Annotated in this window: 18 protein-coding genes and 1 pseudogene; 9 read left to right on the forward strand and 10 right to left on the reverse strand. The window is 53.2% G+C overall.

All coding sequences use genetic code 11. The features are described from left to right. Positions 1-73 precede the first annotated feature (73 nt). The 7 genes and pseudogenes from AC0XWG_RS22790 to AC0XWG_RS22820 all read right to left on the reverse strand — a co-directional run. A complete protein-coding gene (locus tag AC0XWG_RS22790; protein WP_129325272.1) occupies positions 74-871 on the reverse strand; it encodes a prepilin peptidase in 798 nt (265 codons plus the stop codon). Continuing rightward, positions 868-1,353, reverse strand: coding sequence for a type II secretion system protein M (gene gspM, locus AC0XWG_RS22795; protein WP_257246871.1), 486 nt, complete (start codon positions 1,351-1,353; stop codon positions 868-870). The genes AC0XWG_RS22790 and gspM overlap by 4 nt, the downstream gene beginning before the upstream one ends. Then, complete coding sequence (gspL, locus tag AC0XWG_RS22800) at positions 1,350-2,483, reverse strand: type II secretion system protein GspL (RefSeq protein ID WP_257246870.1); 1,134 nt, start codon at positions 2,481-2,483, stop codon at positions 1,350-1,352. The genes gspM and gspL overlap by 4 nt, the downstream gene beginning before the upstream one ends. A 15-nt stretch (positions 2,484-2,498) precedes the next feature. Beyond that, positions 2,499-3,509, reverse strand: a complete 1,011-nt coding sequence (gene gspK, locus AC0XWG_RS22805; RefSeq protein WP_049005443.1) for a type II secretion system minor pseudopilin GspK — start codon at positions 3,507-3,509, stop codon at positions 2,499-2,501. Then, a complete protein-coding gene (gspJ, locus tag AC0XWG_RS22810; RefSeq protein WP_257246869.1) occupies positions 3,506-4,111 on the reverse strand; it encodes a type II secretion system minor pseudopilin GspJ in 606 nt (201 codons plus the stop codon). Before gspJ ends, gspK begins: the two co-directional genes overlap by 4 nt. Continuing rightward, entirely contained in the window at positions 4,108-4,488 is a 381-nt protein-coding gene (gene gspI / locus AC0XWG_RS22815) for a type II secretion system minor pseudopilin GspI (RefSeq protein WP_028019285.1), read from the reverse strand. The genes gspJ and gspI overlap by 4 nt, the downstream gene beginning before the upstream one ends. Continuing rightward, a pseudogene (locus tag AC0XWG_RS22820) lies at positions 4,481-4,756 on the reverse strand (GspH/FimT family protein); the annotation flags it as partial. The gene gspI and the pseudogene AC0XWG_RS22820, both read right to left, overlap by 8 nt. 55 nt (positions 4,757-4,811) lie before the next feature. Between AC0XWG_RS22820 and AC0XWG_RS22825 the strand changes: the two are divergent. The 3 genes from AC0XWG_RS22825 to AC0XWG_RS22835 all read left to right on the forward strand — a co-directional run bounded on the left by AC0XWG_RS22825 (position 4,812) and on the right by AC0XWG_RS22835 (position 8,035). Beyond that, positions 4,812-5,509, forward strand: a protein-coding gene (locus tag AC0XWG_RS22825) for an IS1 family transposase (protein ID WP_223216367.1) whose coding sequence is annotated in 2 segments (ribosomal slippage) — positions 4,812-5,061 and positions 5,061-5,509 — 699 coding nt in all. Because the reading frame shifts where the segments join, the coding sequence is not laid out codon by codon here. 349 nt (positions 5,510-5,858) lie between these two features. Continuing rightward, on the forward strand, positions 5,859-7,406 hold the full coding sequence (locus AC0XWG_RS22830) for an ExeA family protein (protein ID WP_128347892.1): 1,548 nt from the start codon (positions 5,859-5,861) through the stop codon (positions 7,404-7,406). Beyond that, positions 7,406-8,035, forward strand: a complete 630-nt coding sequence (locus AC0XWG_RS22835) for a hypothetical protein (protein WP_475681107.1) — start codon at positions 7,406-7,408, stop codon at positions 8,033-8,035. Before AC0XWG_RS22830 ends, AC0XWG_RS22835 begins: the two co-directional genes overlap by 1 nt. Here the strand turns inward: AC0XWG_RS22835 and AC0XWG_RS22840 are convergent, their stop codons facing one another. From AC0XWG_RS22840 to AC0XWG_RS22850, 3 genes are all read right to left on the reverse strand, one after another. Beyond that, entirely contained in the window at positions 8,036-8,659 is a 624-nt protein-coding gene (locus tag AC0XWG_RS22840; RefSeq protein ID WP_028019294.1) for a helix-turn-helix domain-containing protein, read from the reverse strand. A gap of 267 nt (positions 8,660-8,926) precedes the next feature. Beyond that, the gene (locus AC0XWG_RS22845; protein WP_475681108.1) at positions 8,927-9,757 is read right to left on the reverse strand and encodes an N-acetylmuramoyl-L-alanine amidase; all 831 of its coding nucleotides are present in this window, start codon (positions 9,755-9,757) and stop codon (positions 8,927-8,929) included. After that, complete coding sequence (locus AC0XWG_RS22850; protein WP_023310944.1) at positions 9,754-10,077, reverse strand: heavy metal-binding domain-containing protein; 324 nt, start codon at positions 10,075-10,077, stop codon at positions 9,754-9,756. The genes AC0XWG_RS22845 and AC0XWG_RS22850 overlap by 4 nt, the downstream gene beginning before the upstream one ends. Before the next feature lie 97 nt (positions 10,078-10,174). Between AC0XWG_RS22850 and AC0XWG_RS22855 the strand changes: the two genes are divergently transcribed. From AC0XWG_RS22855 to artJ, 6 genes are all read left to right on the forward strand, one after another. Continuing rightward, positions 10,175-10,693 (forward strand): lipoprotein, encoded by a 519-nt coding sequence (locus AC0XWG_RS22855; RefSeq protein WP_028019296.1) that lies wholly within the window; start codon positions 10,175-10,177, stop codon positions 10,691-10,693. 226 nt (positions 10,694-10,919) lie between these two features. Continuing rightward, the gene (gene artP / locus AC0XWG_RS22860) at positions 10,920-11,648 is read left to right on the forward strand and encodes an arginine ABC transporter ATP-binding protein ArtP (RefSeq protein ID WP_028019297.1); all 729 of its coding nucleotides are present in this window, start codon (positions 10,920-10,922) and stop codon (positions 11,646-11,648) included. A 19-nt stretch (positions 11,649-11,667) separates the two neighbouring features. Beyond that, a complete protein-coding gene (gene artI, locus AC0XWG_RS22865) occupies positions 11,668-12,399 on the forward strand; it encodes an arginine ABC transporter substrate-binding protein ArtI (RefSeq protein WP_028019298.1) in 732 nt (243 codons plus the stop codon). Between the two features lie 6 nt (positions 12,400-12,405). Then, positions 12,406-13,122 (forward strand): arginine ABC transporter permease ArtQ, encoded by a 717-nt coding sequence (artQ, locus tag AC0XWG_RS22870; protein ID WP_028019299.1) that lies wholly within the window; start codon positions 12,406-12,408, stop codon positions 13,120-13,122. Further along, positions 13,122-13,790: an arginine ABC transporter permease ArtM gene (gene artM, locus AC0XWG_RS22875; RefSeq protein WP_028019300.1), complete on the forward strand. Its 669-nt coding sequence runs from the start codon at positions 13,122-13,124 to the stop codon at positions 13,788-13,790. Before artQ ends, artM begins: the two co-directional genes overlap by 1 nt. Positions 13,791-13,963: 173 nt before the next feature. Further along, a complete protein-coding gene (gene artJ, locus AC0XWG_RS22880) occupies positions 13,964-14,695 on the forward strand; it encodes an arginine ABC transporter substrate-binding protein ArtJ (protein ID WP_028019301.1) in 732 nt (243 codons plus the stop codon). Positions 14,696-14,702: the final 7 nt, after the last annotated feature.

A 14,702-nucleotide genomic window follows, 5' to 3' on the forward strand; every position in this document is an offset into this window, starting at 1 on the left:
ATACACTGGGCGCAAAGAGACGTCCTTCTCTTCCACCGTCAAAAAAATTTATAAAAAAACTTGACCTGAATATTTAAAAAATGAAAGCAAACTGCTGACTAATAAACACCACTATTCCAGCAAATGAGAGATACGGCCCGAAAGAAATCGTGAGGTTATTTTTATTTAAATTAAATAACGTGAAATAGCCGACAATACCGCTCAACGCTGCCACTAATTCAAGTACAGGCAACGACTGCCAGCCGCACCAGGCCCCTAAGGCCGCCAGCAGCTTAAAATCGCCGTACCCCAGACCTTCCCGCCCGGTTGTCAGGCGAAACGCCCAATAAAGTAACCAGAGCGACAGGTAACCCGCCACGGCACCGAACAGCGCATCCCGTAAAGGCAACCGGTGGTCAAAAGCATGGAGCAGCAATCCCGCCCAGAGCAGCGGCTGGGTCAGGCAATCCGGCAGCAGTTGATAGCGCCAGTCGATCATGGTCAGCGGCAATAAAAAAGCGGCCAGCAGCCAAAGGGAAAACAATGCCTGTACGTCCGGCATACACCAGGCTGTAATACCAAAAAAAAGTGCAGAAAAAAGTTCGATTAAAAATATCCGCAATGGGATGGCGGTGTGGCAGCTTCGACAGCGTCCGCGTAAAACAAGCCAGCTGACCAGCGGGATATTCTCCCAGGCGGCAAGCGTGTGCTGGCATACCGGGCAGTGCGAGGCTGGGAACAGCAAATTGCTACTGCCTTCCTCTTCCATCACCATGCCAGGTACGCGCTCGGCGACGACGCCAAGAAAACTCCCCACAATGCTGCCCAATATCGCACTCATTGCCGGGAACCCCACAGGCCAGGTGTCCCGCATCAGCGCGAAAGTATTCATGCGGTTTTGCTCCAGGTGAGCTGTATTTCTGCTTTCACATCGCTGAGGTGATCGACCGGTGTGAGGTTCATTTTTTGCAGTCTGACACCGGATGTCTGGTTAATTTCCCGCAGCCAGCTTTTTAATTCGTAGACATTAACGCGACTAACCACGAACGATAATGTTTGTCCATCCTGACGCACATCGGTCAGAGAGAGATTAATTTCATGTGCGCTATTTTCCACCACCGTGCGCGGATTGTTTGTTTTAACAACCTGAACCGGAAGGTGGTTTTTATTTATTTCGCTGCGCATCCAGTTCAGCGTCTCTTTTTGTCTGGTGAGCGTGGCTTTACTATTTTGAATCATATTATCCAGAGGAATAACCCCTGTATAATATATAGCGCCCCCCAATACGGTAATAGCACATATTTTCAGGATGGTTTTTTCTCTGGCGCTGTAATGCTGGTAACGAGACTTGAGCTGTGCGATTCGCGCTTTCATTTATATTTCCCGGCGATCATAGCGGTATAAGGAGCAGACGTAGAAACAGGCTGCAGGGTGAAATCAAAATTTTCACCCGCCTGATTCACAAAAGTCTGCAATGCAGTTTGGCTTTGCGAACTGACGCTCAGCGTCAGCGAGTTTTGCTGGGCATCGTATTCGAGCAGAGAGATCTCCATTCCTGGTACCGCCTGTCTGGCTTTTTCCAGATCGTCCAGTTGCAGAAATATCCCTTTACTCTGCTTTTTCATGTTTTGACCAAAGTGATATTTGATATTGGTCTGCTGACGTATACTGGGGAAGTGATGCTGATAAACCTGAAGGATCTCCTGCTGAACCTGATTTTCCTGTTGCACCAGCATCCATGCCATGGCGATCCGCGGGCCCAGTAACAGGCCAAGAGAGAGCAGGCCCGCTGCGACCATCGCCGCTTTGATGCTCTTCGCGGCTTTACCTGTGCTCGCTTTCGCGCTGAACTGCCCATGCAGGAGCGTGACGCGGCAGGTTTGCCACTGCGGCTGGATCAACACCAGTGGATGCTGCCAGGGTTGCACGACATCGACGTCAACATCGGCAGGCGTTTCCCCGTAACAGCACACCTCCCCCTCTCCCGCTTTCTGCAGTAAAAGGGGCAACAGGCCCGGCGCTATTTCGCAGGCGGCATGCGGCGATGAACGCAGCCAGTAACCATTGTCCATGGCGACAAGCGTGCTTCCGCCTGCCGTTGCGGGCAGCAGCCAGGCATCCGGCAGCGCCTGTATGACCTTCAAACCGGCCTCCTGGCAGCGGGTTAACCACCCGCGCAGACAATCGGCGTCGATGGCTACGGCGTCAACCTCGGCACCCTTTTTGTTAAGCACCGTCCAGTGAAGGTTGTCCACATCACCCATCAGCGTCTCTTCTGCCATCCACGAGAACGCCGTCGCCTGCGAGGCGACTTTCTTCGGCAGCGTAAAATGGCGGAAGATCATGTTGCTCGCGGGCAGCAGCAGACAAACACGGGCTGCCAGAGGATGCTCCACCAGTGCGTCCAGGCTATCCACTACCTCAACCTGTTCGCTGCCGGAGAGACACCACATTATTTTCCCGTCCTCGCGGCTGTCGGGACGAACAAAAAGTACCTGTTTCATAGCGTTCAACTTTTCTTATTCAATCATTCGGTAACGACGTTGCCACGTCACGATCTCGCCAGCCTCACTGTTGACCTGAAGCTGGCTCACCACGCGAAGCGTTAATTCATCGGTATTGCCGGTATAATTGACGCGGAAATACCGGCTATTGGTTGAGAAGAACTCAGCCACCTGCGGGAGATCGTCCTTTAGCTGTGGGAAGGCCCGTTCCAGCGCTTTGCTGAACGCTTCCATATTTTCCCAGCCAGTTTCAGGGCGCGATTCAATCAGGCGCAGGGCGTCATCTTCGGTCATTTTTCCGGGGAACATTGCGGCCAGTAAGGACGCATGCGCCGGTTTCAGCGTGTTCACATCCACCTTGCTGGCGGAGTCCGGTAATGCGCATAACAGCTTGTTCACCTTCGGGTATGCCGTTGCCGGAAATGCCGGCAGCAGCGTAATCTCCGCAATCGTGCGCATCATCTGGTTCGCCGGTTGTCGGGCGGGCACCACGCCAGCCCAGGCATCGGTCTCGGTACCCTCTTTGGCCGTCGTCGTATCGCCATCGAGATAGTCCACCAGCTGTTGATACACCTCTTCTGCCGTGTTGTGACTCAGGCCACTCTCTGTCAGAAGCTGTTCAACAATCTGCTCTTTACGCGATTTTTCCGGCGTGACAGGCACATTTTGCCCTTGCGCTATTTTCTCAGCGGCCAGCAGGTTATTAACGTTAAAACAGTCCTGCGCATCTTCTATCTGGCTGACGACCGTATAGTCTTCCCCGCGTGTTTCCAGCGGTTGATGCCAGTCGCCCTCAAGCGTGAGGGCTTTACTCTCGCCGCTGGCGTCGGCTTGCAGCCGGTCTTTCACCACCTTCTCCTGCGCCTGCATCGCCCAGCGCAGCTGCTGCTGGCTCACCTGGTAATGCGTTTTTTGCAGGTTGCGGCAAAATTGCTGGCTGATTTTAGCGGCCAGCGCCGACATCATGACCAGCAGGATCAACACCACCAGCAGGGCCACCCCTTTCTGTTTGCGTAATACACTCATGATGTTGCTTCCGGTGCCGCTGGCGACACAGGCGACGCAGCTTCCGGCAGATCGCCCGGGGTCGTAAACACCCAGCGCCAGGTATCACCGTTTTCCATGGTCAGCGTCAGTTCTACGCCGTCCGGCAGATGCGCCGGGTCGCTCCAGCTTTTCAGCCAGCCCTGACGGTAAAAACGCCACTGCAGGGATTTCACCTCGCTGACAATCGGCACCTCGTCGGGTTTGGCGTCCGCCGGGCCGTCAATCATCGGCCAGACGTCGCGATAAAGGCGCCCCTCTTCCAGCCGCCAGCGCACGCGCTCCAGTTGTACCGTTCCGCTCACGCCGTTCAGGGTGGTCAGTTCAAGCACATCACCAACCTGACGAAACCGATCCGGCTCGTTACGCGGGGCGCGCGCCTGAAGCTGGTAGAAATCACGCTCCATCAGGTTCCAGGCCCGCTGAAGCTGATTGAGCTTCGCCGCGCTGGCATCGGTGGCCGAGCTGGTCCGCATCGCGCCGTCCAGAATTTGCCAGGCCAGGGTGCTGATCACCGCAAAGATGGTCAGCGCAATCATGATCTCCAGCAAGGTAAATCCGCGCTGGCGTCGGGTTTTCTTCACTTGCTCTCTCCCGGCCCAATGATTTGCAGTGAGATTACCGGCTGGCTGTCGTCGCCTTCCGCATACACGCGGATGGCGTTAGCCCAGCTGTTGTCGGCGGTTTTGACACGCTGCTTGCGCCAGTTCCAGCTGCGTCCGCCCATGATTTCCGTTCCCTGCTGCTCAGCATCCGGGAAGTCGGTTTTCGCGAGCTGCGCTTCCGCCAGCTGGTTCTCGGCCACCCAGCTCGCCTGCAATGTGTCGGCCAGACCATGGGTGAAACGCACGTTCAGGGAGACCGAGTTCATCAGCGCCAGTGCGGCAGTCGAGAAGATGACCAGCGCGACCATCACCTCCAGCAGCGTCATGCCCTTTTGCTTAGCGTTGCCTTTAGTCATCGTTTTCTACCGATACCGGGGCCGCACCTTGCGACACCACGCGGAAATGGTGCTGTTTGTCGTAGCTTTGCAGCGTCAGCGTGAAGCGGCTGATTTCACCATCCGGCAAAAAGAGCACCTGCGGCTCGGAGGCGACCGTGGCGGCCAGGCGCTGCGGCGAGAGCGAAACGTGCATCTCCTCAGGGAAATCGCCTTTGGTGGTAATACGACCTGCGGATAACGGTACCCAGTGCCGCTCGCCGTTTTTATCGTCGAGCGTCACCAACTGGGTAATGGTGCCAACTTACTGATTTAGTGTACGATGGTGTTTTTGAGGTGCTCCCGTGGCTTCCATCTCCATCAGTTGTCCCTCCTGCTCAGCTACTGAAGGCGTGGTGCGTAACGGTAAAAGTACTGCCGGACATCAGCGCTATCTCTGCTCTCACTGCCGTAAAACATGGCAACTGCAGTTCACTTACACCGCTTCTCAACCCGGTACGCACCAGAAAATCATTGATATGGCCATGAATGGTGTTGGATGCCGGGCAACCGCCCGCATTATGGGCGTTGGCCTCAACACGATTTTACGTCACTTAAAAAACTCAGGCCGCAGTCGGTAACCTCGCGCATACAGCCGGGCAGTGACGTCATCGTCTGCGCGGAAATGGACGAACAGTGGGGCTACGTCGGTGCTAAATCACGTCAGCGCTGGCTGTTTTACGCGTATGACAGGATACGGAGGACGGTTGTGGCGCACGTCTTCGGTGAACGCACTCTGGCCACACTGGAGCGTCTTCTGAGCCTGCTGTCGGCCTTTGAGGTCGTGGTATGGATGACGGATGGCTGGCCGCTGTATGAATCCCGCCTGAAGGGAAAGCTGCACGTAATCAGCAAGCGTTACACTCAGCGAATTGAGCGGCATAACCTGAATCTGAGACAACATCTGGCAAGGCTGGGACGGAAGTCACTGTCGTTCTCAAAATCGGTGGAGCTGCATGACAAGGTCATCGGGCATTATCTGAACATAAAACACTATCAGTAAGTTGGAGTCATTACCCCCTTGCTGGCCGCAAAAAATTAACAGCACAAACATAATGCAAGGCGTTATCCACCGAGACAGATATGAGAACCTCATTTTTCATCTGGCCTTTAGCAAAGCGAAAATAAGCAGCATCACACTGCACTAATATGTGTGGAAAGCGTAATACCTCGCGATAAATACGACCACTGGCTTTGCCGCTAACTTTCATGAAAAAACATATTGACCGTATAAAATTCAGATGTTAGGTATCGACAGCAGGATATTTTTACCCTGTGTATAAATTGCCCCCTCGGTGGCGTTGCTTTACTTTCTCGTCCTGTTGCTATTCAATCAGAGACGGTAAGTCGTTATGTATCAGAGCCACTTTAATTTTAAAAATCCGCCCTTTCGGAAGATCACTCGTTTATCCGGGGATTTTCTGGTGCCTTATCATCAGGACGTTTTCAACCTGCTGAAAGAGAAAACCCAGCTGGCGGGAATTACGGGGCTCTTTTCTGACGATCTCCCGCTGCTGGGCCAGTTCAGCGATGCCCTGAAATCTGCTAACCCTAATGTTCTTGCCATCAACGCGTTCCCAAAACTGAGTGCCAGTAGCCTGCTGTATAAGCTCAACCCGGGAACGAAAGAGAACAAGAACCGGATTCAGGCGGTAGATGCGGTGTTGCACCAGTGGCAAGGCGGTAAAACCAGGTCGAAAGTGCTGGTGATCGCCCACACCGAAGCCATGAAAGACACCTGCCGGGAGGTGCTGGCTCTGTTGCTCACGCGCGCCCAGGAGATGGAGTTTGCTCTTTCCATCGTGCTGATGGGCACAACAGCTCAGGAAGCTGTCCTGATGCAGCAATCTGTGTTGCGGGAATATACGCATACCCATCACACGTTGCGCTCACTCACCTGCCGGGAATATCTCAACTACGTGCAGGCGCAGTGTGACGAACAGGGATGCGAGAACTCACCGTTAACCCCGGCCCGCGTGCGTAAAATGCATGCCCTGACCAAAGGGAATATCAGCAAGCTGAATGAACTGGCGCACCTCGCGATGCTTGCCGCCTGGACCGAGCGTGCAAGCCAGGTCAGCCCACGTCATTTACGCCTGGCCGCGGGAGAAGTCCTGCCCGGGAAAAATTACGGTAAGCGCCTGGCTACCGTGGGATTATTCGCGTCTGTGCTATTCGCTGCCTGCGGCTGGTATTTCAGCTCAGCGATGACGGCACGCCTTCCGATTCAGCTGCCGGTTCCGGTAAGCTGGCGGCATCAGACGCCAAAAGTTCAGGCGCCTGTTGTGCCGGTTATCGATAACGAAATGATCACCCCGTCAGATGCCATGCATCAGCTCTACCTGATGTGGGGTTATGACGCCTCGGCGGACGATGCTCTGTGTCAAAACGCCGCTAAAGTGAACCTGATGTGTAAACAGGGAAATGCCTCACCGGAGGCGCTGACACAGGAAGGCTATCCGTGGATCAGTGAACTGAAAACGGGTAACCACCTTAACTATGCTGTGGTCGCCCGCGTCGGAGAGACCTCAATCGACCTGCTGATGAACAACCGCACCTGGCAGGTGAGCCGCAACTGGTTTAACCAACACGCGACCGGAAACTACACCCAACTGCACAGCCTGACACCGGAAGGTAAAGACGCGATCGGCGCCGCCAGCGACAGTAAAGATATGACCTGGCTTGACCAGCAGTTGAGCCAGGCCCTTGCCCAACCGGAAACCCACTCTCAAACCTGGACGACGGAAATGATGAAACGCACCCGCGAGTTCCAGCAAAAAATGCATCTGCATGTGGATGGTATTCCCGGGGAAGAGACGTTGATGCAGTTAATGCGCGTAACCAATACCACGCCGAGCGTATTGATTCAGACCACTCAAACGCAGGAGGGGCGTTCCTGATGTCTACCATCTGTCTTGCGGCTCAGCGCAGCTACACAACCGGGGAGGCGGTCTGGTTTTCGTATCGTTTCCCCCACCTGAGAACAATATTCACCAACACCGTCGTATGGATGGTGAGTCTGTGTACCATGCTGATGGCGGGACTGTACACGCATACCTACTGGAACCTGCGTCATCCCGCACCGGAACTGGCAAAAAAAGTCAGCGTCGTAAAACCCGAGACGCAGATTTCAGATATGCACTATGTGTATGTGAGTAAGCCGTTCCCGCATCCGGAGCCGAAACCTGCGCCAGTACACCATGATATTCCTGCCATGCAGGATCTTCCCATTAACAGCGATGATGCCGACTGGCAGCAGGCACCTCAGGGTACGGAACCGCACGATACGTCGCGGGATACGTTACCCGGAACTGAAGCTCACGATGTTTCGCCCGCCAGCACAGACACAAATAATTCATCGTTAACCGAGTTGTTTAAGCAGGCGTTAAAAGAACAAGAACAGGATTACTCGCACGGAAAAATTCCCGCGCCGCCAGTTGACGAAACGCAGGAGAATTCACAGTCTGGTGTATTACATAAAGCAGATACCCGATCGCCTTTGAGTCAGAAAGGCGATCGGCTGGAATAATTAATATTTCTCAGGCAACGTTGCCATATTAAGGAGACGCCCCTTTTCCACGACAATATACTGACCTTTTTTCAGGTCGGAGAGAATTTTAATGATGGTACTACGCGCCAGATTGGTGTACTCCTGAATATAATCATAAACATTAATATCACGTTGATGATGAATAATCAGTTCATTAATTTCGTACAGGAATTCGCGTACGACTGAATAGGCACTGCGGGCAACCAACACATCGTCTCGTTTGCTCAGCATACAAATGTACCAGGAGAGGACTTTAGTCAGTTCCGGCCATAAGTTGTTTTCAGTCATTAGCTGGGCGAAAACCTCTTTTTTAATTGAGCGCACCACGGTATTGGCACGAACGAGGCCATACATGTGCGTTGCGTTGTAGTACATGGCAGAGAGACCAAAAATGCACTGGCCCGTCACAGTGAACATACACAGCTCGTCGGATTCACGGCGGAACTCAACTTCGCCGCTGACGATAATATGAATATACTGTGAATCAGAGGTCGATATTTTTTGCCATTTCTTTAAGGTTCTTTCTTCAAAACCTGACGTTGCAGAGATAATGGTTTCCATTTCATGCTGCGGACGTAATTTTTTCGCATAGATGCTTAACATTATTATACCCGATTTAAGATGTGAAATTTAAAAAGCAAGACTAAGGTATAAAACCTTAACCTTTTAATATTTTCCTGATGATATTCTCAAGGAGAAAATAAAGGACGAGTACGTTATATTTATTTGCTGCATTACTTAGCAAGCTATGTGTCTATCTTAAATCCGGATAATTTTAAGTCAATTAACTAAAAATGAATTAAGTTTGTACTTAAGATTAATCTCAAGCAATTCAGCATAAACAGGCGCATTCGGGGGCAATCCGAAGGATTACCCCTGCCCGTATTTCTCTAGAAGTGCTTCTGCAATGGCCATCGTTTCGATATCCGCGACTCCGTTCCACAGATCGGGCCGGAAATGCATCTGGAAGACCATGATGATGCGTTTTTGCTGCGCCGGCGTACTGTCTGCAGGTACTTCATAGCCATAACGCGCAAGGAGATCGAGTAACGCGGGAGTATCCACCTGTTGATAGCGCGGACGCCCGTTCATATAGAACGCAACACGTGAGGGATCGGGCCATGCGCCGATGCCTTGCTGAGCCAGTTGCCGCCACGGAAACAACGGACCGGGGTCATCTTTACGCTGCGGCGCGATATCCGAATGGGCCACGACATTTTCAGGTCTGATGTTGTAGCGGGCAATAATGTCTTTGGCGAGCGGCACCAGCGCCGCGATCTGCGCAGGTTCAAAAGGAGTAAAGTGCTTAACGCCAGACGTCTTTTGCCAGCCACGGTTTTCCAGCTCAATGCCGACAGATGTATCATTGATACGGTTAGTACCCCGCCAGAAGCTAATGCCTGCATGCCAGGCCAGCTCGCTCTCGGGCACCAGTTGCCAGATGCGCGGTTTTCCTTTCGGTGCCGGTGGCTTTGCAGGGATCAAATAGTGAGAGCTGACGTTTTTATCCGTTAGCGTGGCGAGCGAGCTGTCAAAATCATCCGCGGTGTAGTGGATCACCAGCACCTTGATGCGCGGGTAAGCCGCCTGCGCCTGATGCCGGGTATCCAGCTCGTAGGCACCTTGATCAATAATCCCTTTTTCAGCGGAGCACCCTGCCAGCAACAGCGCCAGCAGGAGCGCCGTAAGCGAACGCGTCATCGAAGAGTTTTCACCGCCGTACCGCTTACGCTCACCATCAGCATGCTGGCATCTTTCCCGACCGTTTCGTAGTCGATATCAATCCCCACGACCGCATCCGCGCCGAGGGCTTCCGCCTGCTCGCCGAGCTCTTTAAAGGCGATCTCGCGCGCTTTGCGCAGCTCTTTTTCGTATGCGCCAGAGCGTCCACCTACGATATCGCGGATGCCGGCAAAAAAGTCACGGAAGATGTTGGCACCGAGAATCGCTTCACCGGTGACCACACCGCAGTACTCGGTAATGGTCTGCCCTTCCAGGGTTGGCGTCGTTGAAAACTGCATATTTTATCTCCTTCTTTAGCGTTCAATGCCTTAGGCACAGCATTATCGGTTCGTTACGCTATGATTGAAAGGATAGTTAATAAATAAGGAAATCAACATGCGCTATTCTGCTTTAACACTTTTCGTGCCCTGCGCGCTGGTGCTCAGCGCCTGTACCACCACGGTCACGCCAGCCTTTAAGGATATCGGTACCCGCAGCGGCCCCTGTATTGATGGCGGCCCGGACACCGTGGCGCAGCAGTTCTATGATTATCGCATTCAGCACCGCAGCAACGATCTCACCGGCCTGCGCCCGTATCTGAGCGATGGGCTGGCAAAATTGCTGAACGACGCCACCCGCGATCCGCAGCACAACGCGCTGTTGAAATCCGATCCGTTCTCCAGCCGCGCCACGCTGCCTGACAGCGCCGAAGTGGCCAGCGCGTCAACTATTCCGAATACGGATGCGCGAAACATTCCGCTGCGCGTGAAGCTGACTCAGGGTACTCAGACCTGGCAGGATGAAGTGCTGATGATCCGTGAGGGTCAATGCTGGGCGGTGGACGACGTACGCTACGTCGGCGGCAGCGTTCATGCCCCGGCAGGCACGCTACGTCAGTCGATTGAAAACCGTTAAACCATCCGATACAAAATTGTAACCCCCGAAAAATGTGCGGCATTTCATTCGGAATGCCGACATTTATACTCGCCGACCTTGCCGTTCGCTATTTTGTGCTATGTTTAAGAGGAAATACGGGTTATATTTAACTTTTAACGCAGAAATATTGCATAACTATTCTGTCAACGGTACTATCTGCGGCCTCAATTGCTATAGATTGCCTGGATGAGTAAAGACTGCCCCGATGAGTATTAAACTAAACGGCATTAACTGCTTCTACGGCGCACACCAGGCGCTGTTTGACATCACGCTGAACTGCCCGGAAGGCGAAACGCTGGTTTTGCTTGGCCCAAGCGGTGCAGGTAAAAGCTCCCTTCTGCGTGTCCTTAATCTGCTTGAAATGCCACGTTCAGGTACGCTGGCAATCGCCGGTAACCATTTTGATTTCGCGAAAACCCCGTCAGATAAAGCGATTCGCGAGCTGCGTCAAAACGTCGGCATGGTCTTCCAGCAATATAATCTCTGGCCGCATCTGACCGTGCTGCAAAACCTGATTGAAGCCCCGTGCCGCGTGCTGGGGTTAAGCAAAGATCAGGCGATTGCGCGTGCCGAAAAACTGCTGGAGCGTCTGCGTCTTAAGCCTTACAGCGACCGCTATCCGCTGCACCTTTCTGGTGGGCAACAACAGCGTGTGGCGATTGCTCGTGCGCTGATGATGGAGCCTGCGGTACTGCTGTTTGATGAGCCGACGGCGGCGCTGGACCCGGAAATCACCGCCCAGATCGTCAGCATCATTCGTGAGCTGGCGGAAACCAATATCACTCAGGTCATCGTAACCCACGAAGTGGAAGTGGCGCGCAAAACCGCCAGCCGCGTGGTTTACATGGAAAACGGTTATATCGTTGAGCAAGGTGATGCGAGCTGTTTCTCTAACCCGCAAACCGATGCCTTCAAAAACTATTTATCTCATTGATTGTGTCAGGGGAAATATAATGAAAAAAGTATTACTTGCCGTGCTGCTTGCTGGCGTTACCCTTTCCGCTACCGCAGCCCAGACCATTCGTTTCGCCACGGAAGCCTCCTACCCTCCGTTTGAGTCCATGGATGCCAGCAACAAGATTGTGGGCTTCGATGTGGATCTGGCAAACGCCCTGTGTAAAGAGATCGACGCAACCTGTACCTTCAGCAACCAGGCGTTCGACAGCCTGATCCCAAGCCTGAAGTTCCGCCGTATCGACGCCGTCATGGCCGGTATGGACATCACCCCTGAGCGTGAAAAACAGGTGCTGTTTACCACCCCTTACTACGACAACTCCGCCCTGTTCATTGGTCAGAAAGGGAAGTTCACCTCTGTTGATCAGCTGAAAGGCAAGAAAGTCGGTGTACAGAACGGCACCACGCACCAGAAATTCATCATGGATAAACATCCGGAAATCACCACTGTTCCGTATGACAGCTACCAGAACGCGAAGCTGGATCTGCAGAATGGCCGTATTGACGGCGTCTTCGGTGATACCGCTGTCGTGACCGAGTGGCTCAAAGCCAACGACAAGCTGGCACCAGTGGGCGACAAAGTGACCGATAAGGATTACTTCGGCACCGGTCTGGGGATTGCCGTTCGTCAGGGCAACACTGAGCTGCAGCAGAAATTTAACGCTGCGCTGGAAAAAGTGAAGAAAGACGGCACCTACGAAACCATCTACAAAAAATGGTTCCAGAAGTAATTCCTGATGAATGAAATTTTTCCTTTAGCAAGCGCCGCCGGGATGACCGTCGGCCTTGCCGTTTGCGCACTGATTATCGGCCTTGTGCTGGCGATGTTCTTCGCGGTGTGGGAATCAGCAAAATGGTTCCCCGTCGCCTGGGCAGGCTCCGCGTTGGTCACCGTGCTGCGTGGACTACCGGAAATCCTGGTGGTCCTCTTTATCTATTTCGGTTCCTCACAGCTGCTGTTAATGCTGTCGGACGGCTTCACCATTAATCTTGGCGTTGCGCAGATCCCGGTGCAGATGCAAATTGAGAATTTTGACGTTAGCCCGTTCCTGTGCGGCGTCATTGCCCTCTCTCTGCTCTACTCCGCCTACGCGTCGCAAACGCTGCGCGGTGCGCTGAAAGCGGTACCGCAGGGGCAATGGGAATCCGGTCAGGCGTTAGGCTTGTCGAAGTCAGCCATCTTCTTCCGTCTGGTGATGCCGCAAATGTGGCGTCATGCTCTGCCGGGGCTCGGTAACCAGTGGCTGGTGCTGCTGAAAGATACCGCTCTGGTGAGCCTGATAAGCGTAAATGATTTGATGTTGCAAACCAAAAGCATCGCCACCCGTACTCAGGAGCCGTTTACCTGGTACATTGTGGCGGCAGCTATCTACCTGGTGATTACGTTGCTCAGTCAGTACATCCTCAAGCGTATTGACCTGCGTGCGACGCGCTTTGAACGGAGACCAGGCTGATGCTTGAATATTTTCCCGAGTTGATGAAAGGGCTGCACACCAGCCTGACGCTGACCGTGGCGTCCATCATCGTGGCGCTGATCCTGGCCCTTATCTTCACCATCATCCTGACGCTGAAAACGCCGGTGCTGGTGTGGATTGTGCGCGGCTACATCACCCTGTTTACCGGTACGCCGCTGCTGGTGCAGATCTTCCTGATTTACTACGGGCCCGGCCAGTTCCCGTCGCTGCAGAACTATCCGGTTATCTGGCACCTGCTCTCTGAGCCGTGGCTGTGTGCCCTGATTGCTCTTTCGCTGAACAGTGCTGCCTACACCACCCAACTGTTCTACGGGGCTATCCGCGCTATTCCTGAAGGGCAATGGCAGTCGTGCGGGGCGCTGGGCATGAGCAAGAAAGACACGCTGGCGATTTTGCTGCCGTACGCCTTTAAGCGCGCGCTCTCCTCCTACTCCAACGAAGTGGTGCTGGTGTTCAAGAGTACCTCTCTGGCCTACACCATCACCCTGATGGAAGTGATGGGTCACGGACAGTTGTTGTACGGACGCACCTATGACGTGATGGTATTTGGTGCCGCAGGCGTGGTGTATCTGGTGGTTAACGGTCTGTTGACGCTGATGATGCGCCTGATTGAGCGTAAAGCGCTGGCATTTGAGCGCAGAAATTAACCACGCGAATGCATAAAACGGTATTCATGGAGCGGGTAACCTGATGGGTTATCCGCTTTTTTTTACGGAAAACATAATATTTAATCATTTTTATTGCATACAAATTCATTAACTGGCATTGTACATCCAGGCCGCAAACACGGCGCATAAATAAGACAGACGGGAGCATTACAATGAAAAAGTTAGTTTTGGCCGCATTACTCGCCACCTTCGCCGCTGGCGCATCCGCTGCGGATAAAATCAATTTCGGCGTGTCCGCCACCTATCCGCCGTTTGAATCGCTGGATGCCAGCAACCAGATCGTCGGTTTCGATATCGATCTGGCAAAAGCGCTGTGCAAACAAATGCAGGCCGACTGCACCTTTACTAACCATGCTTTTGACAGCCTGATCCCGTCGCTGAAGTTCAAAAAATACGACGCGGTGATCTCCGGGATGGACATCACGCCTGAACGCAGCAAGCAGGTCGCGTTCACCGACCCGTACTACGCCAACTCGGCGGTGGTGATTGCGAAGAAAGGTGCTTATAAATCCTTTGACGAGCTGAAAGGCAAACGCATTGGGATGGAAAACGGCACCACGCACCAGAAATACCTGCAGGACAAACATCCTGAAGTGAAAACCGTGGCCTACGACAGCTACCAGAACGCGATTATCGACCTGAAAAATGGCCGTATTGATGGCGTGTTTGGTGACACTGCCGTGGTGAACGAGTGGCTGAAAACTAACCCGCAGCTGGGTACCGCAACCGAGAAAGTGACCGATCCACAGTACTTCGGTACCGGTCTGGGCATTGCAGTACGTCCGGATAACAAAGCGTTGCTGGAAAAACTGAACGGCGCCCTGAAAGCAATTAAAGCGGACGGCACCTATCAGAAAATCAGCGATCAGTGGTTCCCGCAGTAAGTATTTT

Source organism: Enterobacter sp. DVT3837, from assembly GCF_056238685.1.

Excerpts from the sequence above, each read along its gene's own strand:
- gspK (WP_049005443.1), bottom strand. The coding sequence starts at position 3,509 with ATGAGTGTATTACGCAAACAGAAAGGGGTGGCCCTGCTGGTGGTGTTG.
- AC0XWG_RS22850 (WP_023310944.1), bottom strand. The coding sequence starts at position 10,077 with ATGCAGTTTTCAACGACGCCAACCCTGGAAGGGCAGACCATTACCGAG.
- artP (WP_028019297.1), top strand. The coding sequence starts at position 10,920 with ATGAGTATTAAACTAAACGGCATTAACTGCTTCTACGGCGCACACCAG.
- gspL (WP_257246870.1), bottom strand. The coding sequence starts at position 2,483 with ATGAAACAGGTACTTTTTGTTCGTCCCGACAGCCGCGAGGACGGGAAA.
- gspM (WP_257246871.1), bottom strand. The coding sequence starts at position 1,353 with ATGAAAGCGCGAATCGCACAGCTCAAGTCTCGTTACCAGCATTACAGC.
- gspI (WP_028019285.1), bottom strand. The coding sequence starts at position 4,488 with ATGACTAAAGGCAACGCTAAGCAAAAGGGCATGACGCTGCTGGAGGTG.
- artM (WP_028019300.1), top strand. The coding sequence starts at position 13,122 with ATGCTTGAATATTTTCCCGAGTTGATGAAAGGGCTGCACACCAGCCTG.
- AC0XWG_RS22840 (WP_028019294.1), bottom strand. The coding sequence starts at position 8,659 with ATGTTAAGCATCTATGCGAAAAAATTACGTCCGCAGCATGAAATGGAA.
- AC0XWG_RS22855 (WP_028019296.1), top strand. The coding sequence starts at position 10,175 with ATGCGCTATTCTGCTTTAACACTTTTCGTGCCCTGCGCGCTGGTGCTC.
- AC0XWG_RS22790 (WP_129325272.1), bottom strand. The coding sequence starts at position 871 with ATGAATACTTTCGCGCTGATGCGGGACACCTGGCCTGTGGGGTTCCCG.
- artI (WP_028019298.1), top strand. The coding sequence starts at position 11,668 with ATGAAAAAAGTATTACTTGCCGTGCTGCTTGCTGGCGTTACCCTTTCC.
- AC0XWG_RS22830 (WP_128347892.1), top strand. The coding sequence starts at position 5,859 with ATGTATCAGAGCCACTTTAATTTTAAAAATCCGCCCTTTCGGAAGATC.
- artQ (WP_028019299.1), top strand. The coding sequence starts at position 12,406 with ATGAATGAAATTTTTCCTTTAGCAAGCGCCGCCGGGATGACCGTCGGC.
- artJ (WP_028019301.1), top strand. The coding sequence starts at position 13,964 with ATGAAAAAGTTAGTTTTGGCCGCATTACTCGCCACCTTCGCCGCTGGC.
- AC0XWG_RS22845 (WP_475681108.1), bottom strand. The coding sequence starts at position 9,757 with ATGACGCGTTCGCTTACGGCGCTCCTGCTGGCGCTGTTGCTGGCAGGG.
- AC0XWG_RS22835 (WP_475681107.1), top strand. The coding sequence starts at position 7,406 with ATGTCTACCATCTGTCTTGCGGCTCAGCGCAGCTACACAACCGGGGAG.